The organism is Streptomyces sparsogenes subsp. cuspidosporus (genome assembly GCF_039532705.1).
Classification (GTDB): Bacteria; Actinomycetota; Actinomycetes; order Streptomycetales; family Streptomycetaceae; genus Streptomyces; species Streptomyces sparsogenes.
In genome coordinates, this window is record NZ_BAAASD010000005.1 from 145,154 (window position 1) to 164,087 (window position 18,934).

The window sequence follows — 18,934 nt, forward strand, 5'->3', positions numbered from 1 at the left end:
CGGATGGCCGCCGAAGCCCGCCGTGGGCCGCCCGCCCGACGTCACCTCCCGGGCGTCTTCGCCTTCTCCCGCGCTTTCGACCCGATCACGTCCTCCGGCCGCATGGCGGGCCCGAGCCGCGTCCGCTTCCCCGTGGCGGCGCAGCATCTCCCGGTCGTCGGCCAGGGAGATCCGGTCCCGGTCGGTCGTCTGCGAGCCGTCGGTGTGGTCCTGGGAGAGGGTCAGCAGCTCCTTGAGCTTTCTGCGGTGGCGCCGCGCGTGCTCGTTGACCAGCACGCGACGCACAGAGGCGTCCGGCTCGTCCGCGGCGCGGACCCGCCGCCATGCGACATAGACCCGGACCAGGGCCGACTGGACCAGGTCCTCGGCCGTGTGCTGCTCGCCGCACAGCAGATACGCCGTGCGCAGCAGCCGAGGCCAGCGCGCGGCGACGAACTCCCGGAACTCCTCGTCCCGGTCCGCCGTCGTGTCCCCCATGGGCACCTCCTTCGCCTTACGGAGTCCACGGAGGCGGCGAACCGTTGCCCGGCCGCGGAGCAATTCTCAGGGGCGGCGGCGCGGGAGGGCCACGGCCATCAGCACCACGGCGGCCGCGATGATGCACGAGGCCACGGTGAAGGCGTGGCCGTACCCGGCCGCCAGCGCCACCGGCCCCGGTCCGTCGCCGATGCCGCCGCTGCCGTCCCCGGCACCGCCCCCGGCTCCGGTCGCGGTCGTGGCAGCCGTCGCCGTCGCCGAGATGCGGTCGGCGGCGACCGCGGTCAGGACCGCCAGGCCGAGCGCGCCGCCGATCTGGCGGCTGGTGTTGACCAGGCCCGCCACCAGTCCGGCCTCGGACGGCGCGGCGCGCGAGGTGGCGGCGGTGGCCAGCGGGGTCATCATCAGGCCGGAGCCGAGCGACATGACGATCGCGGGGCCCAGGACGGTGCCGAGGAAGGTGCCGTCGGCGTCCATCCGGCTCTGCCAGGCGTAGCCGACGACGGCCATGGTCCCGCCGGCCATCGCCAGCGTCTTGCCGCTGACCACGCCCATCAGCCGGGGCGCGAGCTTGGAGCCGAGGATGATGGACAGGGTGTGCGGGAGGAAGGCCAGCCCGGCCCGGACGGGGCTGAAGTGCAGCACGTTCTGCAGGTAGAGGGACATGAAGTACCACATGGCGAACATGCCGCCGCCGCACACCAGCATCACCGCGTTGGCCGCCGAGACCGCCCTGACGCGGAACAGGCCGAGCGGCATGAGCGGCTCCCGGGTGCGCGCCTCCACGGCGACGAAGGCGACGAGCAGCGCGCACCCGCCGAGCAGCGGTACGAGCGAGGCGGCGGCGCCCCAGCCGTGCTGCTCGGTCCCCACGATGCCGTACGCGAGAGAGGCGACCCCCGTCGTGACGAGGACCGCCCCCGGTACGTCCAGCCGGCGGCCGGCCGCCGCCCGGCTCTCCACCAGCCACCAGCCCGCGGCGACCAGGACCAGCGCGCCCACGGGCACGTTGACCAGCAGCACCCAGCGCCAGGAGAGGTAGTCGGTGAGCAGCCCCCCGACCAGCCCGCCCGCGGCGCCGCCGCCCGCGCCGACCGCCGTCCAGGTGCCGATCGCCCGGGTGCGCGCCGCGCCGCCCGGGAAGGAGGTGGTGAGGATGGTGAGGGTGGCCGGGGAGAGCACGGCCGCGCCCAGGCCCTGGGCGGCGCGGGCGGCGATCAGCTGCCAGGGCTGCTGGGCGAGCCCGCCCGCGAGGCTGGCCGCGGTGAACAGGCCGAGGCCCACGAGGAAGGCCCGCTTGCGGCCGAAGAGGTCGGCGGCCCGCCCGCCGAGCAGCAGGAACCCGGCGAAGGTGAGCGCGTAGGCGTTGACCACCCACTGCAGCGCGGTCTCGCCGAGCCCCAGGTCCGTACGCATGGACGGCAGCGCGACATTGACCACCGAGACGTCCAGGACCACAAGGAACTGTCCCGCGCACGCCACCAGCATCACCGCCCAGGCCGGTGGGGTGACGCGGGGGGCGGCGGATGAGTGGCCCGTGGCGGAGGGGGTGTGGGCGGACATGGCCGTGATGCTGGCACCGAGCGAGGCGAGGTGCATCGTATTTTTGTCGTACCTAAGGGGGGCGTTGGGCGTAGGGCTCGCGTAGGAGGCGCACACGCATGTGCGCAAGCCGGGGCGCGCGCTCGCGCTACGCCGGGGGCGCCGGGTGAAGCGCCGGAGGGACTGATCATGGCGGTGACGCCGGGGGCCGGCCCATGGGCCAAGGCCGAGCCCGGCTCCGCGCACCACCGCCCGGTACCGCCACCCGATTCCGCCACCCCCGCTGCCCCGCCGCCGCGCCGTACGGCACGATGGCCAGGTGACCCAGCCTGCTGCCTCCGCCCCCGCCGGCGCTCCCACCGAGACCTCGGACGCCCGTACGCCCGACGCCCGCACGCTGGCCGCGTTCGAGGCCGCGAAGGGCTTCATGCCCGTGGACGAGGGCCTCGCCCTGTACGCCGCCGCGGCGGACGCGGCCGCCGCGCTGCGGCTGCCGCTCCTGGAGGTCGGCACGTACTGCGGCCGCTCCACGATCCTGCTGGCCGCCGCCGCCCGCGCGGCGGGCACGGTCGCGGTCACCGTCGACCACCACCGCGGCTCCGAGGAGCAGCAGCCCGGCTGGGAGTACCACGACCCGGAGGTCGTCGACCCGGAGGTCGGCCGGATGGACACCCTGCCGACCTTCCGCCGCACCCTCCACGCCGCGGGTCTCGAGGACCACGTGATCGCCGTCGTCGGCCGGTCCCCGCAGGTCGCGGGCGTGTGGGGCAAGCAGGTCGGGCTGGTGTTCATCGACGGCGGCCACACCGACGAGCACGCGAGCGCGGACTACGAGGGCTGGGCCCCGCACCTGGCCCCCGGCGGGCTGCTGGTGATCCACGACGTGTTCCCCGACCCGGCCGACGGCGGCCAGGCCCCGTACCGGGTCTACCGCCGCGCCCTCACCTCGGGCGCCTTCACGGAGGTCTCCGCGACCGGCTCGCTGCGCGTGCTGCGCCGCACGGACGGAGCCGCGTCCGGCTGACCGCTACCATCGCCCGAGTGTCGAACGGAAGCTTTCCCCCCAGCCCCGGCCGCCGTGGCGGCACCCTCGCGGTGGTGCTGACCGCGCTGGTGCCCGCCTGTCTCGCCGGGTGGCTGATCTGGGATTCCATGGGCGACCCCAAGAACGGCGACGCCGGCTCCCGGCCGACCGCCGACAGCACCTCGATCGCCCCGCCCCACAGCGGCGGGCCGCCGGGCACGGCGACGAAACGTCCGAAGCACGACGCCGCCCGGCCGCTCGCCGGCAAGGTCGTGGTCATCGATCCCGGCCACAATCCGACCAACCGCGACCACCCCTCCCGGATCGCCCGCAGCGTCGACATCGGCACGGCGACGAAGGAGTGCGACACCACGGGCACGGCCACCAACTCCGGCTATGCCGAGGCGTCCTTCACCCTGGACGTCTCGCGCCGCGTGCGCGCCCTGCTCCAGGCCCGGGGCGCGAAGGTCGTCCTCACCCAGGACGGCGACCGGGCGTACGGGCCCTGCGTGGACGAGCGGGCGGAGATCGGCAACGAGGCGCACGCCGACGCCGCCGTCTCGGTCCACGCGGACGGGGCGGCCGCCGGGCAGCGCGGTTTCCATGTGATCCTGCCGGCCTCCGTGCGCGGGGGCGGGGCCGACACCTCGGGGATCACCGGGCCTTCCCGCCGTCTCGGCGAGCGGCTGGTGAGGGAGTTCGGCGCGGCGACCGGCAGCGAGCCCGCCAACTACATGGGCGACGGCACCGGTCTGAAGGTGCGCGACGACCTGGGCGGACTCAACCTCTCCTCCGTTCCGAAGGTGTTCATCGAGTGCGGCAACATGCGTGACCCGAAGGACGCGGCACAACTGACCGACGCGGCGTGGCGGGAGCGCGCCGCCCGGGGGATCACCCAGGGCATTACGGACTTCTTGAACGGATAGCGCAACAACTCCCGAACGGCAGGTCACGACCGGGACACCGATCGGGCACCCCTGCTCACCGGCGATAGATTCACCCGTACGATGGGGCACCACCCCCGACGCCTTCGCGCCACGCGCCCGGCGACTGCCGTCCCGTAAAGACGAAACCGACAAAGGACTTCTACGTTGAACATCCGCTCCCTCACTCGAGGCGACGGCGTGGTGATCGGAGCAGCGGTGTTGCTGTTCATCGCCTCGTTCCTCGACTTCTACAAGGTCGACTGCAGTGGCCCCTACTGCGGCGACACCGGCACCAACGCCTGGGAGTCCGAGATCTTCCCGGTGCTGCCGTCGATCTTCCTGGCCGGTGTGATCGCCGCCGTCCTCATCGTCTCCGCGCGCTTCCAGCCCCAGGGCCGCAACCTGTTCGGGCTCTCGCTCGACCAGTGGGGCACGGCCCTCGCGGTGTTCGCGGCGTGGACCTCGCTGTGGACGATCATCGGCGGCCCCAAGGGACTCGACTCGGGCGTCGGCCAGATCCTCGGTCTGATCGCCACCCTGGCGCTGGCCGCCGGCGCCCTGCTCACCCAGCGGGTCCCGGCCCTGAAGGCCCCGCTGATGAACGCGGCCGGCCCGGCCCCGTCCCCGTACGGCGCCCCCGCCCCGCAGCCCGGCTACGGCTACCCGGGCCCGGGTGCCGCGCAGCCCGGCCCCGCCCCGTTCGGCGCGCAGCCGGGCCAGCCGGCCCAGCCGTTCGGCGCCCAGCCGGGCCAGAGCCAGCCGACCCCGCCCCCGGCGTCGGGCGGCTCGGACTTCGCCCCGTTCTGGTTCGCGGTGCCGGTGGCCCGCCCCCTGTACGCGGAGGACGGCTCGTCGTCGACCATCGCCGAGCTGGCCCCCGGCACCTGGTACCTCGCGGTGGAGCAGCGCGGTCAGGCGCTGGTCGCCCAGACGCAGGACGGCCGCCGCGGCGTGCTGCAGGACACCACGGGGATCCAGCGCGGCTGACCCTCCCGGGCGACGGCCCCCCGACCGGTCTACCGGGCGGGGGGCCGTTGCCATTCCCGGACCGGGCCCGTACAGTCCGAGCGTCCAGATGGCCTGACGCGCCGTCATACGGGATGGAGGGGGTGCCATGCGGCTCGGACTGGCGCTCGGCTACTGGGGCCGCGGCCCCGACCCCCGCCATCTGGAACTGGCCCGGCAGGCCGAGCGGTTCGGCTACCACTCGGTGTGGACGGCAGAGTCCTGGGGGTCGGACGCCTTCACCCCGCTCACCTGGATCGCCGCCCACACCACCCGCGTCCAGCTGGGCACGGCCGTCGCGCAGATGGCCGCCCGCACCCCCACCGCGACCGCGATGCACGCCCTCACCCTCGACCACCTCTCCGGCGGCCGGATGATGCTGGGCCTCGGCCTGTCCGGCCCGCAGGTCGTCGAGGGCTGGTACGGGCGCCCGTTCCCGAAGAGCCCGCTGACCGCCACCCGCGAGTACGTGGAGGTCATCCGGCAGGTGCTGCGCCGGGAGGCCCCGGTGCGGCTGGACGGGCGCTTCCACGCGCACCCGTACGCCGGGCCGGACGCCACCGGGCTCGGCAAGCCGCTCAAGCCGATCGTCCACCCGCTCCGCGGCGACCTGCCCCTGCTGCTGGGCGCCGAGGGCCCGAAGAACATCGCGCAGACCGTGCGGATCGCCGACGGCTGGCTGCCGCTGTACTGGTCGCCGCGGCGCACCGAGCTGTACGAGGCGGCGCTCGCCGAGGCGGCCGAGGGGTTCCTGGTCGCGCCCATGGCGCGGGCCCGGGTCTGCGCGGACGTCGCCGAGGGGCTGCTGCCGGTGAAGGCGATGCTCGGCTTCTACATCGGCGGCATGGGCCACGCGGCCCGTAACTTCCACGCGGACCTGATGGCGCGCATGGGCTACGAGGCGGAGGCGCGGCGGATCCAGGAGCTGTTCCTCGCGGGCCGCCGCGAGGAGGCCATCCAGGCGGTCCCGGACGCCTTCGCGGACGAGATCTCGCTGGTCGGGCCGCGCGAGCGGATCGCGGAGCGGCTGGAGCTGTGGCGCGCGGGCCCGGTGACCGACCTGCTGGTGACCGCCCCCGACCCGCACACCCTGCGGGTCCTGGCCGAGCTCAACACCTGACGGGCCGTTCGATTGGGCTTCGCTCGCGCGGCCGCGGTCGGCTTCTCCGCGTTTGGCTCACTCCGCCGCGTTTGGCTTCGGGTGAGCGGGCAACCCGCCTGGCATGTCCCGAAGTTATCGCTACGGAAGCAATGAGGCGGCCCGGGTGGTGGCGATCGCGGCGGACGTGACCGCGGTCATCCTCGGGCTGTGGATCCTCTTCTCGCTCCTCGACGCCAACCGCGCGAACGACCTGGTGTCCTTCGTGCACGACGCCGCCCGGTGGCTGGCGAGCTGGTCGCACGACCTGTTCACCATGGACACCGACTGGCTGCGGACCGTGCTGAACTACGGTCTGCCCGCGCTCGTCTACCTGATCATCGGCCATGCGCTTGCCGCGCGCATCCGGCGCATATAGCACCTGCCGGGGCGGCTACCCGCAGCAGTCCGAGTCCAGCCCGCGCGGCAGCCGCTCCCCGCCGAAGACCGCCGTGGTGGCCTCGTCCCCGCCGAGCGCGGCCACCGCCAGCAGCAGCGAGCCCGCGGTCCAGGTCGTGCGCTCCTCGGGCCAGATGGCGTCGTCCTCGAAGACGTACCCGGTCCAGTACATCCCGTCCTCCGCGCGCAGCGGGGGCTGGATCCACCGCAGTATCTCCACCGCCCGGTCCGACTCCCCCATCACCCACAGCGCGAGCGCCAGTTCGCAGCTCTCGCCGCCGGTGATCCAGGGGTTGGTGGACAGGCAGCGCACGCCCAGGCCGGGGACGACGAAGCGGTCCCAGCCCTCCTCGACCCGCTCCTTGGCGGCGGCGCCGGTGAGCGCCCCGCCGAGGATCGGGTAGTACCAGTCCATCGAGTAGTGGTCCTTGTTGAGGAACCGCTCGGGGTGGCGACGTATCGCGTGCCCCAGCAGCCCGGCCGACAGCTCCCAGTCCGGCTGGGGCTCCTCCCGGTGCTCCGCGATGGCCAGGGCGCAGCGCAGCGCCTGGTAGACCGAGGAGGAGCCGGTGAGCAGCGCTTCGGTGGCCGCGGTGCCGTCGGCCTCGCGCCGCCAGCCGATCTGCCCGCCGGGCTGCTGGAGACCGAGGACGAACTCGACGGCGGCGAAGACGGTCGGCCACACGCGGTCCAGGAAGGCGTCGTCGCCGGTGGACAGGTAGTGGTGCCAGGCGCCGACGGCGACGTACGCGCAGAAGTTGGACTCCCGGGCGGGGTCGGCGGGGTGCGCGGTGTCCACCCCGGCGGCCGTGTCGGAGTAGGCGGCGCACCAGGAGCCGTCGGGGTTCTGGTGGCGGGCCAGCCAGTCGTACGCGGCCTCGGCGCGCTCCCGCTCGCCCGCCGCGTCCAGGGCCATCGCGGCCTCGATGTGGTCCCAGGGGTCGAGGTGGTGGCCGCGGAACCACGGGATGGCGCCGTCGTCGCGCTGGACGGCGGCGATGCCCGCGACGGTCCGCGCGGCCTCTTCCGCCGTCAGCACGCCGGGCAGGACGAGGCGTTCGGTGCGGCCGGGCCCGGGGCCGAAGGCCATCACGCCTCCCCCTGGGCGGGGGTGTGCGGCTTGGTCGCGTAGGCCACAAAGCTCTTGCCGACGAGCGGGTTCAGGGCCCGCTCGGCGAGCCGGGTGGCCAGGGGCTTCTTCATGATGTCCCACACCAGGAGCTTGTGGTACGCGCGCACGGGCAGGGCCTTGTCGTTGTCCACGCCGAAGGCGCACTTGAGCCACCAGTAGGGGCTGTGCAGCGCGTGGGCGTGGTGGGTGCCGTAGGGGCGCAGCCCGGCCTCGCGCATCCTGGCCAGGAGTTCGTCGGCGCGGTAGATGCGGATGTGGCCGCCCTCGACCTCGTGGTACGCGTCGGACAGCGCCCAGCAGACCTTCTCCGGCCCGTAGCGGGGGACGGTGACGGCGATCCGGCCGCCGGGCCGCAGCACCCGCACCATCTCGGCCAGCACGCCCTTGTCGTCGGGGATGTGCTCCATCACCTCGGAGATGATGACGACGTCGAAGCTGTCGTCGGGGAAGGGCAGGGCCAGCGCGTCGCCCTCCATGGCGGTGGCGGTGGCGCCCGCGGGGGCCTCGCCGGCCTCCTTCATGGCGGCGAACCACTTGGCGACTTCGCGGATCTCCTCGCCGTTGCGGTCCAGGGCGACGACCCGAGCGCCGCGCCGGTAACACTCGAAGGCGTGCCGGCCGGCGCCGCAGCCCAGGTCGAGGACGCGATCGCCGGGGGCGAGCGGGAAGCGGGAGAAATCGACGGTCAGCACGGTGATCTGCCTTCTGATCAGGGGCTTGGGGGCGGGGCTTCAGACGGGGCGGCGGGTGGTACCGCGGGCGGCGCCGCGTGCGGCGGGCCGGGCCCGGAGGGGGCCGGCCCCGGCCGCGATGGCCTCCCGGTACCGCTCGACCGTGCCGATCGCGGCCCGCTCCCAGGTGAAGCGCGCCAGGACCCGCTCGCGGCCCGCCGCGCCCAGCTTCCGGCGCAGCTCCGCGTCGCCCAGGAGCCGGGTGAGCGCGGCGGCGAGCGCTCCCGGGTCGCCGGGCGGCACCGCCAGGCAGGTCTCGCCGTCGGGCCCGGCGACCTCGGGGATCGCGCCGCCGGTGGTGGCGACCAGCGGGGTGCCGGTGGCCATGGCCTCGGCGGCGGGGAGCGAGAACCCCTCGTACAGGGAGGGCACACAGGCGATCTGCGCCCCGCGCACCAGGTCGACGAGTTCGGCGTCGCTGATGCCCTTGACGAAGTCGACGGCGCCCTCGACCCCGTACCGGGCCATGGCCTCGGCCACCGGCCCGGTCCCGGGACGCTTGCCGACGACGACCAGGTGGGCGTCCGGGTTCTCGGTGCGGACCTTCGCGAGCGCCTCCACGAGGTGGACCAGCCCCTTGAGGGGGACGTCCGCGCTGGAGGTGGTGACGATCCGGCCGGGCACCTCGGGCACGGCGGGGTCGGGGGAGAACAGCCGGGTGTCGGCGCCTATGTGCACGACGTGGACCCGGCTCGGGCGCACCCCGAGGTGGTCGACGATCTCCCGGCGGGAGGAGCCGGAGACGGTGAGCACGGAGGGCAGCCGGCGGGCCACCCGCTTCTGCATCCGGGTGAAGCCGTACCAGCGGCGCAGCGAGGCGCGGCGCTTCCAGTCGGGCGCGGCGTCCAACTCCAGCCGCCGGTCCACGGTGATGGGGTGGTGGATGGTGGTGACCAGCGGGAAGCCGACGCGGTCCAGGCCCAGCAGGCCGTAGCCGAGGGTCTGGTTGTCGTGGACGACGTCGAACTGGCCGCGGCGGGCGGCCAGATGGCGGCGGGCGCGCAGGCTGAAGGTCAGCGGCTCGGGGAAGCCGCCGGTCCACATGGTGGCGACCTCCAGGGCGTCGATCCAGTCGCGGTATTCCTCGCGGCGGGGCGTGCGGAAGGGGTCGGGCTGCCGGTAGAGGTCGAGGCTGGGCAGCTCGGTGAGGGTGACCCCCTCCTGCTCGTCGAGGACCGGGTACGGCTGGGCGCCGATGACCTCGACGGTGTGGCCGAGCCGGGCGAGTTCGCGGGAGAGGTGGCGTACGTAGACGCCCTGGCCACCGCAGAAAGGATTCCCCTTGTAGGTGAGCAGCGCGATCCGCAGCGGTCGGTCCGGATCCCCGCGGACGCCCGGGTCGGTATCCCCTTCGGTGACCTTTCCCGTATCCCCTTCGGCGACCTCGCCGGTATCCCCGTCGGTGACCTCGCCGGTATCCCCTTCGACTTCGACGGCGGCTGGAGGCGTGTCGGGAAGCGGTCCGGTCCCGGTCTCCTGCGCGGCCTCAGCGGTCACTCGCGCCCCCTCCTAGGTGCAGCTCTGCGGGAGCGTAACCGCTCGCGTTTCTCTAGAACAAGTTTCACTATCGGATCGCCCGAGAAGTCTCGAAGATACCTGGTCAGCACACCGGCCCCGGCGCCGGGACGGGTGATCCGTACCACTTGACCGCAGGTCGGGGCATTCGGGCGGAGCGGGGGGCGGTCGCGTCGATACTCGCCAGTAGACCTTTACCTGTCCCAACTGGGCAAACGCCGGTGTGGACGGCGGGCCGCCGCGCTAACCTAGAACGAGTTTCAGTGACCCGTCGGCGCTTTCCGCCCCGGCACGCGCGGTCGGCCGGCCGCCGGCGGATCACACTTGTACCGCACCGAAGTGAGACAGATGACCGCAGAAGCCAAGCCTGCCTCCCTGCAGCTGACCGAGCGGCAGGAGGCGCGCCGCCGGCGGATCCTGCACGCCAGCGCCCGGCTGGCCAGCCGTGGCGGCTTCGACGCGGTGCAGATGCGCGAGGTCGCCGAGAACTCGGGCGTGGCCCTCGGCACGCTCTACCGCTACTTCCCCTCCAAGGTCCATCTGCTGGTGGCCACCATGCAGGACCAGCTCCAGCACATGCACGAGACGCTGCGCAAGCAGCCGCCGACCGACGAGCAGCCGGCCGCCCGGGTCGCCCACACCCTCATGCGCGCCTTCCGGGCGCTCCAGCGCGAGCCCCATCTCGCGGACGCGATGGTCCGGGCCCTGACCTTCGCGGACCGCTCGGTGAGCCCAGAGGTGGACACCGTCTCCCGGCTCACCACCGCGATCATCCTCGACGCGATGGGGCTGGACGGGCCGCCGACGCCGGAGCAGCTCTCCGCCGTGCGCGTCATCGAGCACACCTGGCACTCGGCGCTCATCACCTGGCTGTCGGGGCGGGCCTCCATCGCCCAGGTGAAGATCGACATCGAGACCGTCTGCCGCCTCATCGACCTCACCGCGCCGCGCCGGCCGTGAGCGCCGCGCCGGCCGGGGGTGAGGGTCGGGGGCCGGGGGCCGGGCAGCGCGTCCGGGGCGCAGGAGGCGCGCGCCGGGGCGGACACGGGCAAACGAGCTGTTCCATGCGCCGGTGCGCCCCCCGTTGGCTCAATATGCGCGTTCATGACAGGGGCAACCCCGGTAGGCATCAACGATGCCCGGGACCGGGCGAACCGCACGGGTTGGAGGGACCGTACGTGATCCGCGTACTTCTGGTGCACGACTCCTGCTTGTTGAGATCGGCGTTGGCGGCACTGATCGAAGCCGAACCGGACATGGAGGTGACGACCACATCATGGTGTGACGCGCGTGGCCGAGTCCACGCGACACGACCGCACGTATGCGTGGTGGACACGGACTGTCCGGGCTCCGGGAGAGCCACGAGAAGAGGGGAGTTAGGGAGGATATCCAGCGAGATATCGGGCAAGGACGGCCGGTGCGAGCTGCTGGTGCTGGCGGACGCGGAGCGGCCGGGCCCGCTGCGCCGCGCCCACGAGGCGCGGGCGCTCGGCTACATCGACCGGAACGCCCCGCCGGCCCGGCTGCTGGACGGCATCCGGCGCGTCGCGAACAAGGAGCGGTTCATCGACGACTCATTGGGCTATGGCTTTCTCCAGGCGGCCCGGATGCCGCTGACGGAGCGTGAACTGAGCGTGCTCTCACTCGCCGCCGAAGGCGCCTCGATCCCCGAGATCGCCCGCAGCCTGCATCTGTCCAACGGCACCATACGCAACTACATGGCCGCGATCACCCGTAAGACCGGGGCGCGCAACCGCGTGGACGCCATCCGTATCTCGCAGGGCGAGGGCTGGGTCTGAGGGCCCGGCGTCCGAGTGTCCGGGGCCTGACTGTCCGGGGCCTGACTGTCCGGGGCCTGAGGGCCCGGCGTCCGACCAGTTCCCCGCGAGATCGCGGTAGAGCGCCGAACTCTCCAACAGCTCGGCGTGACGGCCGCAGACCGTGTGCCGCCCGTCCATGACCAGCACCCGCTCGGCGCGCCGCGCCGAGCTGACGCGATGGGCGATCACGATCAGCGTGGTGCCGGGGCGCCGCGCGAAGGCCCGCTCCGCGCGGGCCTCGGCAGCCGGGTCGAGATGGCAGGTGGCCTCGTCGAGCAGCACGACGGGGGCGGGCGAGAGATAGGCGCGGGTGAGCGCGATCAACTGGCGCTCACCGGCGGACAGGGCGGCCGGGTCGACCTCGGCGTACGGCCCGCCGACCCGGGCCAGCAGCGCGTCGAGCCCCATGGCCTCGGCCGCCGCCGCCAGCTCGGCGTCCGGGGGGACCGGGGCCGGGCCCGCGTCCGTCCCCCCGCCCGTCCCCCCACCCCTCACCGGGCACAGATAGCGGAGGTTGTCGGCGAGCGTGCCGGAGAAGACGTACGCCTCCTGGGGGATCAGCACCCGGGAGGCGGCCCGGGTCCCGGCCTGCGACGCGGAGCCCGGCCCCCGTACGGGCTCCCCGCACACCCGGATCTCGCCCGAACGCGGCTCGAGCAGCCCCGCGATCAGCCCCGCCAGCGTGGACTTGCCGATCCCGCTCGGCCCGACCACGGCCAGATGCCCGCCCGCCGGGACGTCCAGGTCCAGGCCCTCGACGACGGGCGCGGCCCGGTCGCCGTACGCGAAGGTGACCGAGCGCAGTTCGACGGCGAGCGGAACGCCCCCCGCCGCGGCGCGAGGCGCCGTCCCGCGCGCCGGAGCATGCCCCGGCGCCGCCCCGCCCGGCGCCGGGTCCGCCGTAGCGGGAGCCCCCGCGTCCGCGTCCGCCCCCGCGTCCGCCCCGGCGTCCCGCGTCGGGGGGCCGATGAGGCGGCGTACGACGACCGCGAGGCGCGAGCCGCCCGTGCCGAGGGCCTGCATCAGGCTTTGGAGGGCGGGCAGCAGCGACTGCTGGAGGTAGGCCAGCGCGCCCACCAGCGCGCCCGTCGTGACCCCCCGCCCCAGCAGCCACGGGGCGGACACCAGCAGCAGCACGACGGGCAGCCGGCCGCCGAGCCCGGTGGCGAGCACGCGGACCACGCCCCAGCGGGCCAGGGAGCGTGCCGCCTGGTACTCGGCGTCGATCCGCTCGGCCGCGTCCGCCCCGACCGGCTCCTCCGCCCCGGCCGCGGTGATGTCCCGCAACCCGGAGGCAACGGCGCCCAGCGTTTCCGCGATGCGCTCGTCGGCCTCCAGGAACGCCTCCTGGCGGCGGGCCATCGGGCGCAGCGTCGCCAGGAACAGCGCCAGTCCGAGGAGGAGCGGGGGGAGGACGACGAGCAGCAGGACCGGGGCGAGCGAGAAGAGTCCGACCAGGGCGCCGGCCGCGACGAACACGAACGAGCGGGAGACCATGACCAGGCCCGCGAAGGTGTCGCGGGCGATCTCCACCTGGTGGGTGAGCCGGGACACCGCCGTCACGCCCCCGCCGCCACCGGCGGTGCCGTACGCGCCACCGCCATCGCCACCGGCCCCGCTGCCCGCGTCCCCGACGGCCCGCGCCACCACGCGCCGTACGAGCGCGTCGCGCAGGGGCTCGACGAGGTCGGCCATCGCGCGGTAGACGCGGCCGGTGCCGTACGCGCCGAGGGCCACCGCGAGCGCGGCGAGGCCCAGCCAGGCCAGCCCGGTGCCGCGCTCCCCCGCCAGGAATCCGTCGTCCAGCGCCCGGGCCAGCGCGTATCCGCCCAGGAACGTCTGCCCGGACTCCAGCACCGACCACACGGCGAGGCACAGCAGCACACGGCGTCGCCCGCGCAGAAAGCGAATGCCCTGGGCATATGGCCCGGGCCTACCTCCGCGCACCCCGGTGCGGCGGCCCTTTTGGGCCGGGCCGGTTTCAGCCACCTTGAACGCCCCCGTCCGTTTGCGCCTCCCGGGACACCTCCGGCTCATCGGCCACCTCCGGCCCACCGGACACCTCCGGCCCACCGGACACCCGCGCCTCTCCGGATGCCTCCGGTAGGTCCGGCGCGGCGAACACCGCCCGGTACCCGGCCAGTTCCCACAGCTCGGCGTGGCTCCCCACCGCCCGTACGCGCCCGCCCTCCAGCCAGACCACCAGATCCGCGCGGGCCGCCGTCGCCGCGCGGTGGGCGACGATCACCCGGGTGCGGGGCCGGGCGCCGAGGAGGCGGCCGGACAGGGCCCGGGACACCCGCAGCTCGGTGACGGTGTCCAGGCTCGATGTGGCGTCGTCCAGGATCAGCAGCCGGCCGTCGTGGGCGAAGGCCCGGGCCAGGCCGAGGCGTTGGGTCTCGCCGCCCGACAGCGGTGCGTCCGCGCAGGGGGTGGCGTAGCCGTCGGGGAGCAGCCGTACGAAGTCGTCGGCGCAGGCCGCGCGCGCCGCCTCGGTGACCCGCCCGGGCGGCGGCGGGGCGGGGCCGAGCGCGATGGTCCCCCCGATCGTGCCGCCGAGCAGCGCCGGGCGTTCGAAGGCGTAGCCGATGGCGCGGCGCAGCGCGTCGTGGCCGAGTTCGGGCAGCGGCACGCCGTCGAGCAGCACCTCGCCGCCGTCCGGGTCGGCGAGCCGCCCGGCGATCGCGGCCAGCGTCGACTTGCCGGAGCCGGAGCGGCCGACCACGGCGGCGCAGCTTCCGCCGGGCACCACCAGGTCCACGCCGCGCAGCACCGTACGTCCGCCGCGCACCGCCTCGACGCCGCGCAGCTCCAGCGTCCCGTCCCCCGGCGGCAGCGGGCGCGTGCCGTACGCGGTGGCGGGCTCGGCGAGGACGGGGGCGAAGCGCAGGGCGGCGGTGCGGCTGCGCACCAGGCCGTTGAGGTGGCCGACCAGCATGCCGATGCCGGTGGCCAGCACGGCGTAGCGGGCGGCGGCCAGCAGGCTGCCGACGCTGAGCTGACCGGACGTCAGCCGCAGCCCCGCCACGGCGAGGACGGCGATCTGCAGGAGCGGGACGATCGCGGCCGCCCACGCGGCGGAGCGGCCCTGGACCTGCCACATGCGCCGTCCCTGGCGGCCGAGTTCGGGCAGTGGCGCGAGCACCCGCGTCCGCTCCCGGCCGGCCGTCCCGGCCGCCGCGATGGTCCGCGCCCCGCCCAGCGCCTCGACGAGACGGCCCGCGATCTCGCCTTGGCTCTGCTGGTAGCGGGCGACGCTGTCGGTGGTGTCCCGGATGAAGGTGCGCAGCAGGACGGCGAGGAACGGCAGCCCGACCAGGAAGGCGAGGGCGAGCCACGGGTCGATGAGCGCCAGCGCGACCAGTCCGCCGACCGGGGTGACGACGGCGGCGAGCGCGGAGGCGAGCGCGGTGGGCGCGGTCCCGGCCTGCGCGGCGTTGCCCACGAGCCGGGTCACCAGGTCTCCGGGCGGGAGCCGCCGGTCCGCACGCGGCCCGGCGGAGAGGGTGTGGCGCAGCAGGCGGCGGCGCAGCCAGGCGACACAGCGGGCGCTGGTGGTGCCGGTGAGCAGCGAGTCCAGCGCGTCCAGTACGACGAGCAGACAGGTGAGGCCTGCGCCGGCCAGCACCCAGCGGCGGGCCTCGGCGCCGTGGGGGGCGGCGAGCAGCAGGTCGAGGGCGTGACCGAGGACGGCGGGGAGGGCGAGGCCGGCGGCGGCGGACGCGGTGGTGAGGCAGAACACGGCGGCCACGCGGCCGGCGCTGTGCCGCAGCACCCCCCGCAACAGCCGGTCCCCCGCCCCGCCGGTGGCCTTCCCGGGCGCGGCGGGTGCCTCGGGCGCCTCGGCTGCGGTGGTGGCGCCGGGGGCCTCGGCGGCGTCGGTGGTGTCGGGGGTGCTGGAAGGGGCCATGCGCGGCAGGTCCTCGACTCCTCGCGGGTGGGCTGGTTCGGTCGGCCGCCCGGCCGGAGGCGGTCGGACCCGCGCCGGTCCGGAAGCCCGGCGCGGGACCGCGGCCCGGCGGGGCGGGCCCCGCCGGAGTGACGCCCGTGCGGGGACGCGGCCCCGGGCGGGTCGTTCCGCCGGGGCCGCGTCGCGCGGGACCGTCAGATCACAGGCACAGCAGCTGGCTGACCGCGCTGTGCTTGTCGCAGAGCAGCAGGCTCACGCTGCTCTCGCCGCCGCCACCGCCGCCGAAGCTCTCGGACTCCTCGGTCTCGAGCGTCTGGAGGTCAAGCAGAGTCATGTCTGTTCCTCTCTCTCAATTTCCCTGGGGATGGGTTTCCTTGATACGGCCCCCGTGCGTGGGAGCCGGTCCTTGGGGCCGCCGCAGGGGCGGCAGGAAGGGCAGGCCGACCGGTCCGTCGTGCGGCTGCCCGCAGGCCGCGCCGAGCGCGAGCAGACAGCCCGCGGTCCCGGTGGCCAGGTCCATGGAAAGGCGCATCATCTGCTCGCCGGGGAAGGCGAGGTGGCCCTGGTACGGCACGGCGTACCAGCCCAGGGCCTCGATCTGGGCGGCGAGCCGTTCGGGCGCGAGCCGCGGGGTGGTGGTGCGGCCGAGGTGCAGCACCATTCCGGCGCGGCCGTTGAACAGCCCCGGCTGGGCGTAGTAGCGCAGGGACGCCGCGGCCACGATGCCGGCGCGGGCCGCCTCGAAGTCCTCGTCGGCGCGGTGGGCGAGCCAGCCGTCGAGGACCATCCCGATCCCGACGCTCCCCGCGCCCAGGTACGGCATGGTGCGGAAGCCCTCGTCGACGAGCAGGGCGCCGTGGCGGTCCGGGACGCAGCGGTCCAGGTCCTGGCGGAGCGCGGTGGCGGCGAGGTCGAGCAGCGCGGGGTCGCCGGAGTGTTCGTACAGCCGCAGGAAGAGCAGCGCCGGGCCGGTCGCGCCGTGCAGCAGCCCGGCCCGGTCGCCGGTCAGCCGGCGCCCGCCGGCGGCGTCCCCGCCCGGTCCGCCGCCGCCCGGCCCGCCGCCGACAGCCCCGTCGAGTGCGTCCGCGAGCAGCCGCGCCGCCTCGTCGGCCCGCTCGCGCAGCCCGGCCTCGCCGGTCGCGCGGGCGAGGTGGTCGAGCGTCAGGCCGAGACCGGCGAGTCCGCCGTGCAGGTCGGGGCCGAGCCGCTGCCACTTCTCGTCCAGGACCCGGGCGATGACCTCCACCGCGCGGTCGGTGTGCCCGAGCCGCTCCAGGACGTACGCCACGCCCGCGAGCCCGTCGTAGAAGCCGAGCGGGGTGCCGCGCGGGGGCGGGGCGGTGTGCTTCAGCAGCCACTCCTCCCCCGCCTCGTACCGCCCGGCGCCGGTCAGGTCGAGCGCGTGGAGGACTCCTGCCGCCCCGTGCGCCACCCCGAGGCCGCCGCCGTCGGCGAACTGGCCGATGTCGCCGGGGAAGAGCCGGTCGTCGCGCTCGGGGGTGGCCGAGGCGCGGATGGCGCGGGCCATCGAGTCACGGCTGCGGGGCCAGTCGGCGGGGCCCACCGGCACGTACGACGCGCCGCCGCCCCTCACCACCCGGCCGCCACCACTGGCCGCCGCGCCCGGGCCACCATTCGCGACCGCTCCCGCGCCGCCACCGCTCGCGACCGCTCCCGCGCCCCCGCCAACCCGCACGGGCGATCCCTCGCCGCCGTGCTCCGCGCCCGCGATCACTTCCACCGCCTCGTCCAGGAAGGCCCGGTCGAGGGGGAACAGCGCGGCCGCCACCTCCGCCAGGTGCGCGGCCTTCCCGCGGTCCACCACCAGCAGCGTGGTCATCGGGACGAAGAGGGCGAGCCGCAGACACGCGAGGGCGTAGCGGTCCACCTCGAAGCCCCTGCGGTCGGGCGGCGCGACGAAGCCGGGGTGGGCGATGGCCTGCCGCCGCCCCTCGCTGATGTGGGCGGCCGCCTCGAAGTCCAGCAGCATGACGGAGGACTCGTCGGGGCTGACCATGATGTTGAACATGTGCAGGTCGTTGAAGACCACCCCGCGCCCGTGGACGGCCGCCACGGCCTCCTCGACCGCTCCGTGGATCCGCAGCGCCCAGCGGGTGTAGTCGGCGACGGCGGCCGGGTCCGGCTCGGCGGCCAGCAGCGGGTGGCGCCTGGCGAAGAAGGAGTTGAGGGTGCGGCCCGCCACGTGGTCCATGACCAGGAAGCGGTGGTCGCCGAGGGTGAACCAGTCGCGCACCTCCGGCGCCACGCCCAGCCCCGACAGCCGCTCCAGCGCGGCCTTCTCCCGCTCCAGGCGGGTGACGGCGTCCGCCCCGTCGGAGGCGAGCCCCGCGTACGGGCGGGCCTCCTTGAGGACCACCTTCTCACCGCTGCGCGTGTCCGTCCCCACATACACCCCGCCGCCGTTGGAGAAGTGCAGGGCCTTCTCGATGCGGTACGGCAGATCGGCGACCGTGGTGGCGTTGCGGGCGGCCAGCTGCGGCGCGAGGAAGTCGGGCAGCGTCACCCACGCGGGGACGTGGAAGGCCGGGTCGCGGCGGTCCGGGACGAGCTTGCCGGACGGGTCCTCGATGGCGGGCACGAGCGTGCCTCCGCCGGCCGCCTCATCGACGCAGTAGCGCTGTGCGAATCCGCCGTACCGCACATACAGCGGGCCGTCCTGCCAGCGCAGATCGGTCAGGATGTACGGGCCCGGCTCGCCCTCGAGCAGCTCGCCCAATTCCTTCAGAACGGTGTGGAGTTCCGCCTCGTCCGCCGGGTAGACGGTGGCGAACTTCCCACTGGAGCCGCGTCCCGCGTACTTGGAGTTGCGCAGGTGAAGGGCGTGCGCGGTGGGCACGAATTTGAAGGGTATTTCCCGGGGTACGCAGTAGTCCCAGACCTTGGCGGCGGCCTTTTCCGCGTTGTCGAGGCAGGCCGAGACATGCACCTTCCAGCCCTGGGCGGGCCGGCCCGGCCGCGGAGTGCCGTCCGGCAGCACGGGGTTGACGTGCAGCCAGTCCCCGGAGACGAAGGTCTTCCACCCTTCGGGGACGGCGCGCTGGGCGGCCTCGAAGAAGGCGTCGGAACTCGCGCCGGAGTTCGCGCCGGAGTTCGCGCCGGCCCGGCGCCCCGCGGACAGTCGGTCGGGGGTCTCATAGAAATATCTGTCGGCTAGACAGAAGACCTCATACCTTTTGTCCATCGAGTCCCCCTCGGCGTGATGGGCTAGAGATTTCCACGCCACTACCGAGTGGGAACAGTCACATCCGTCACGAAGAGACCGTGCAATACGCACGAGTAGGTTCGATGGACTGG

Annotated in this window: 14 protein-coding genes and 2 pseudogenes; 7 read left to right on the forward strand and 9 right to left on the reverse strand. The window is 74.5% G+C overall.

Annotation, left to right across the window (positions count from 1 at the left end; all coding sequences use genetic code 11):
* Window positions 1-249 precede the first annotated feature (249 nt).
* Window positions 250-477, reverse strand: a pseudogene (locus ABFY07_RS08560) (sigma factor); the annotation flags it as partial.
* 66 nt (window positions 478-543) lie between these two features.
* Window positions 544-2,040, reverse strand: a complete 1,497-nt coding sequence (locus ABFY07_RS08565; RefSeq protein WP_346173871.1) for an MFS transporter — start codon at window positions 2,038-2,040, stop codon at window positions 544-546.
* Between the two features lie 406 nt (window positions 2,041-2,446).
* Between ABFY07_RS08565 and ABFY07_RS08570 the strand changes: the two genes are divergently transcribed.
* The 5 genes from ABFY07_RS08570 to ABFY07_RS08590 all read left to right on the forward strand — a co-directional run bounded on the left by ABFY07_RS08570 (window position 2,447) and on the right by ABFY07_RS08590 (window position 6,491).
* A complete protein-coding gene (locus tag ABFY07_RS08570; RefSeq protein WP_346174032.1) occupies window positions 2,447-3,043 on the forward strand; it encodes a class I SAM-dependent methyltransferase in 597 nt (198 codons plus the stop codon).
* Window positions 3,044-3,060: 17 nt separating this feature from the next.
* The gene (locus tag ABFY07_RS08575; RefSeq protein ID WP_346173872.1) at window positions 3,061-3,969 is read left to right on the forward strand and encodes an N-acetylmuramoyl-L-alanine amidase; all 909 of its coding nucleotides are present in this window, start codon (window positions 3,061-3,063) and stop codon (window positions 3,967-3,969) included.
* 165 nt (window positions 3,970-4,134) lie between these two features.
* Window positions 4,135-4,956, forward strand: a complete 822-nt coding sequence (locus ABFY07_RS08580; RefSeq protein WP_346173873.1) for a hypothetical protein — start codon at window positions 4,135-4,137, stop codon at window positions 4,954-4,956.
* Window positions 4,957-5,083: 127 nt separating this feature from the next.
* Window positions 5,084-6,094: an LLM class F420-dependent oxidoreductase gene (locus ABFY07_RS08585; RefSeq protein ID WP_346173874.1), complete on the forward strand. Its 1,011-nt coding sequence runs from the start codon at window positions 5,084-5,086 to the stop codon at window positions 6,092-6,094.
* A gap of 103 nt (window positions 6,095-6,197) precedes the next feature.
* Entirely contained in the window at window positions 6,198-6,491 is a 294-nt protein-coding gene (locus ABFY07_RS08590; RefSeq protein ID WP_065958786.1) for a hypothetical protein, read from the forward strand.
* Between the two features lie 15 nt (window positions 6,492-6,506).
* Here the strand turns inward: ABFY07_RS08590 and ABFY07_RS08595 are convergent, their stop codons facing one another.
* Genes ABFY07_RS08595 through ABFY07_RS08605 form a run of 3 tightly spaced genes read right to left on the reverse strand, consistent with a single transcriptional unit; the run spans window position 6,507 to window position 9,871 of the window.
* Complete coding sequence (locus ABFY07_RS08595; protein WP_346173875.1) at window positions 6,507-7,601, reverse strand: prenyltransferase/squalene oxidase repeat-containing protein; 1,095 nt, start codon at window positions 7,599-7,601, stop codon at window positions 6,507-6,509.
* Entirely contained in the window at window positions 7,601-8,335 is a 735-nt protein-coding gene (locus tag ABFY07_RS08600; protein ID WP_346173876.1) for a class I SAM-dependent methyltransferase, read from the reverse strand. Before ABFY07_RS08600 ends, ABFY07_RS08595 begins: the two co-directional genes overlap by 1 nt.
* Window positions 8,336-8,374: 39 nt before the next feature.
* Window positions 8,375-9,871 carry a glycosyltransferase family 4 protein gene (locus tag ABFY07_RS08605; protein WP_428836883.1) on the reverse strand — a complete coding sequence of 499 codons (1,497 nt, stop codon included), beginning with the start codon at window positions 9,869-9,871 and terminating at the stop codon, window positions 8,375-8,377.
* A 366-nt stretch (window positions 9,872-10,237) separates the two neighbouring features.
* Between ABFY07_RS08605 and ABFY07_RS08610 the strand changes: the two genes are divergently transcribed.
* Both ABFY07_RS08610 and ABFY07_RS08615 read left to right on the forward strand, forming a co-directional pair.
* The gene (locus tag ABFY07_RS08610; protein ID WP_346173877.1) at window positions 10,238-10,849 is read left to right on the forward strand and encodes a TetR family transcriptional regulator; all 612 of its coding nucleotides are present in this window, start codon (window positions 10,238-10,240) and stop codon (window positions 10,847-10,849) included.
* 296 nt (window positions 10,850-11,145) lie between these two features.
* A pseudogene (locus ABFY07_RS08615) lies at window positions 11,146-11,604 on the forward strand (response regulator transcription factor); the annotation flags it as partial.
* Here the strand turns inward: ABFY07_RS08615 and ABFY07_RS08620 are convergent.
* From ABFY07_RS08620 to lanKC, 4 genes are all read right to left on the reverse strand, one after another.
* A complete protein-coding gene (locus ABFY07_RS08620; protein ID WP_346173878.1) occupies window positions 11,530-13,593 on the reverse strand; it encodes an ATP-binding cassette domain-containing protein in 2,064 nt (687 codons plus the stop codon). The pseudogene ABFY07_RS08615 and the gene ABFY07_RS08620 overlap by 75 nt on opposite strands.
* Window positions 13,594-13,690: 97 nt before the next feature.
* Window positions 13,691-15,619, reverse strand: coding sequence for an ABC transporter ATP-binding protein (locus ABFY07_RS08625; RefSeq protein WP_346173879.1), 1,929 nt, complete (start codon window positions 15,617-15,619; stop codon window positions 13,691-13,693).
* Between the two features lie 199 nt (window positions 15,620-15,818).
* Window positions 15,819-15,953, reverse strand: coding sequence for a SapB/AmfS family lanthipeptide (locus tag ABFY07_RS08630; protein WP_346173880.1), 135 nt, complete (start codon window positions 15,951-15,953; stop codon window positions 15,819-15,821).
* 15 nt (window positions 15,954-15,968) lie between these two features.
* Window positions 15,969-18,821 carry a class III lanthionine synthetase LanKC gene (gene lanKC, locus ABFY07_RS08635; RefSeq protein WP_346173881.1) on the reverse strand — a complete coding sequence of 951 codons (2,853 nt, stop codon included), beginning with the start codon at window positions 18,819-18,821 and terminating at the stop codon, window positions 15,969-15,971.
* Between the last annotated feature and the right edge of the window lie 113 nt (window positions 18,822-18,934).

Coding starts and splice junctions, on each gene's coding strand:
- ABFY07_RS08565 (WP_346173871.1), bottom strand. CDS start 2,040: ATGTCCGCCCACACCCCCTCCGCCACGGGCCACTCATCCGCCGCCCCC.
- ABFY07_RS08570 (WP_346174032.1), top strand. CDS start 2,447: ATGCCCGTGGACGAGGGCCTCGCCCTGTACGCCGCCGCGGCGGACGCG.
- ABFY07_RS08585 (WP_346173874.1), top strand. CDS start 5,084: ATGCGGCTCGGACTGGCGCTCGGCTACTGGGGCCGCGGCCCCGACCCC.
- ABFY07_RS08590 (WP_065958786.1), top strand. CDS start 6,198: ATGTCCCGAAGTTATCGCTACGGAAGCAATGAGGCGGCCCGGGTGGTG.
- ABFY07_RS08595 (WP_346173875.1), bottom strand. CDS start 7,601: ATGGCCTTCGGCCCCGGGCCCGGCCGCACCGAACGCCTCGTCCTGCCC.
- ABFY07_RS08610 (WP_346173877.1), top strand. CDS start 10,238: ATGACCGCAGAAGCCAAGCCTGCCTCCCTGCAGCTGACCGAGCGGCAG.
- ABFY07_RS08625 (WP_346173879.1), bottom strand. CDS start 15,619: ATGGCCCCTTCCAGCACCCCCGACACCACCGACGCCGCCGAGGCCCCC.
- ABFY07_RS08630 (WP_346173880.1), bottom strand. CDS start 15,953: ATGACTCTGCTTGACCTCCAGACGCTCGAGACCGAGGAGTCCGAGAGC.
- lanKC (WP_346173881.1), bottom strand. CDS start 18,821: ATGGACAAAAGGTATGAGGTCTTCTGTCTAGCCGACAGATATTTCTAT.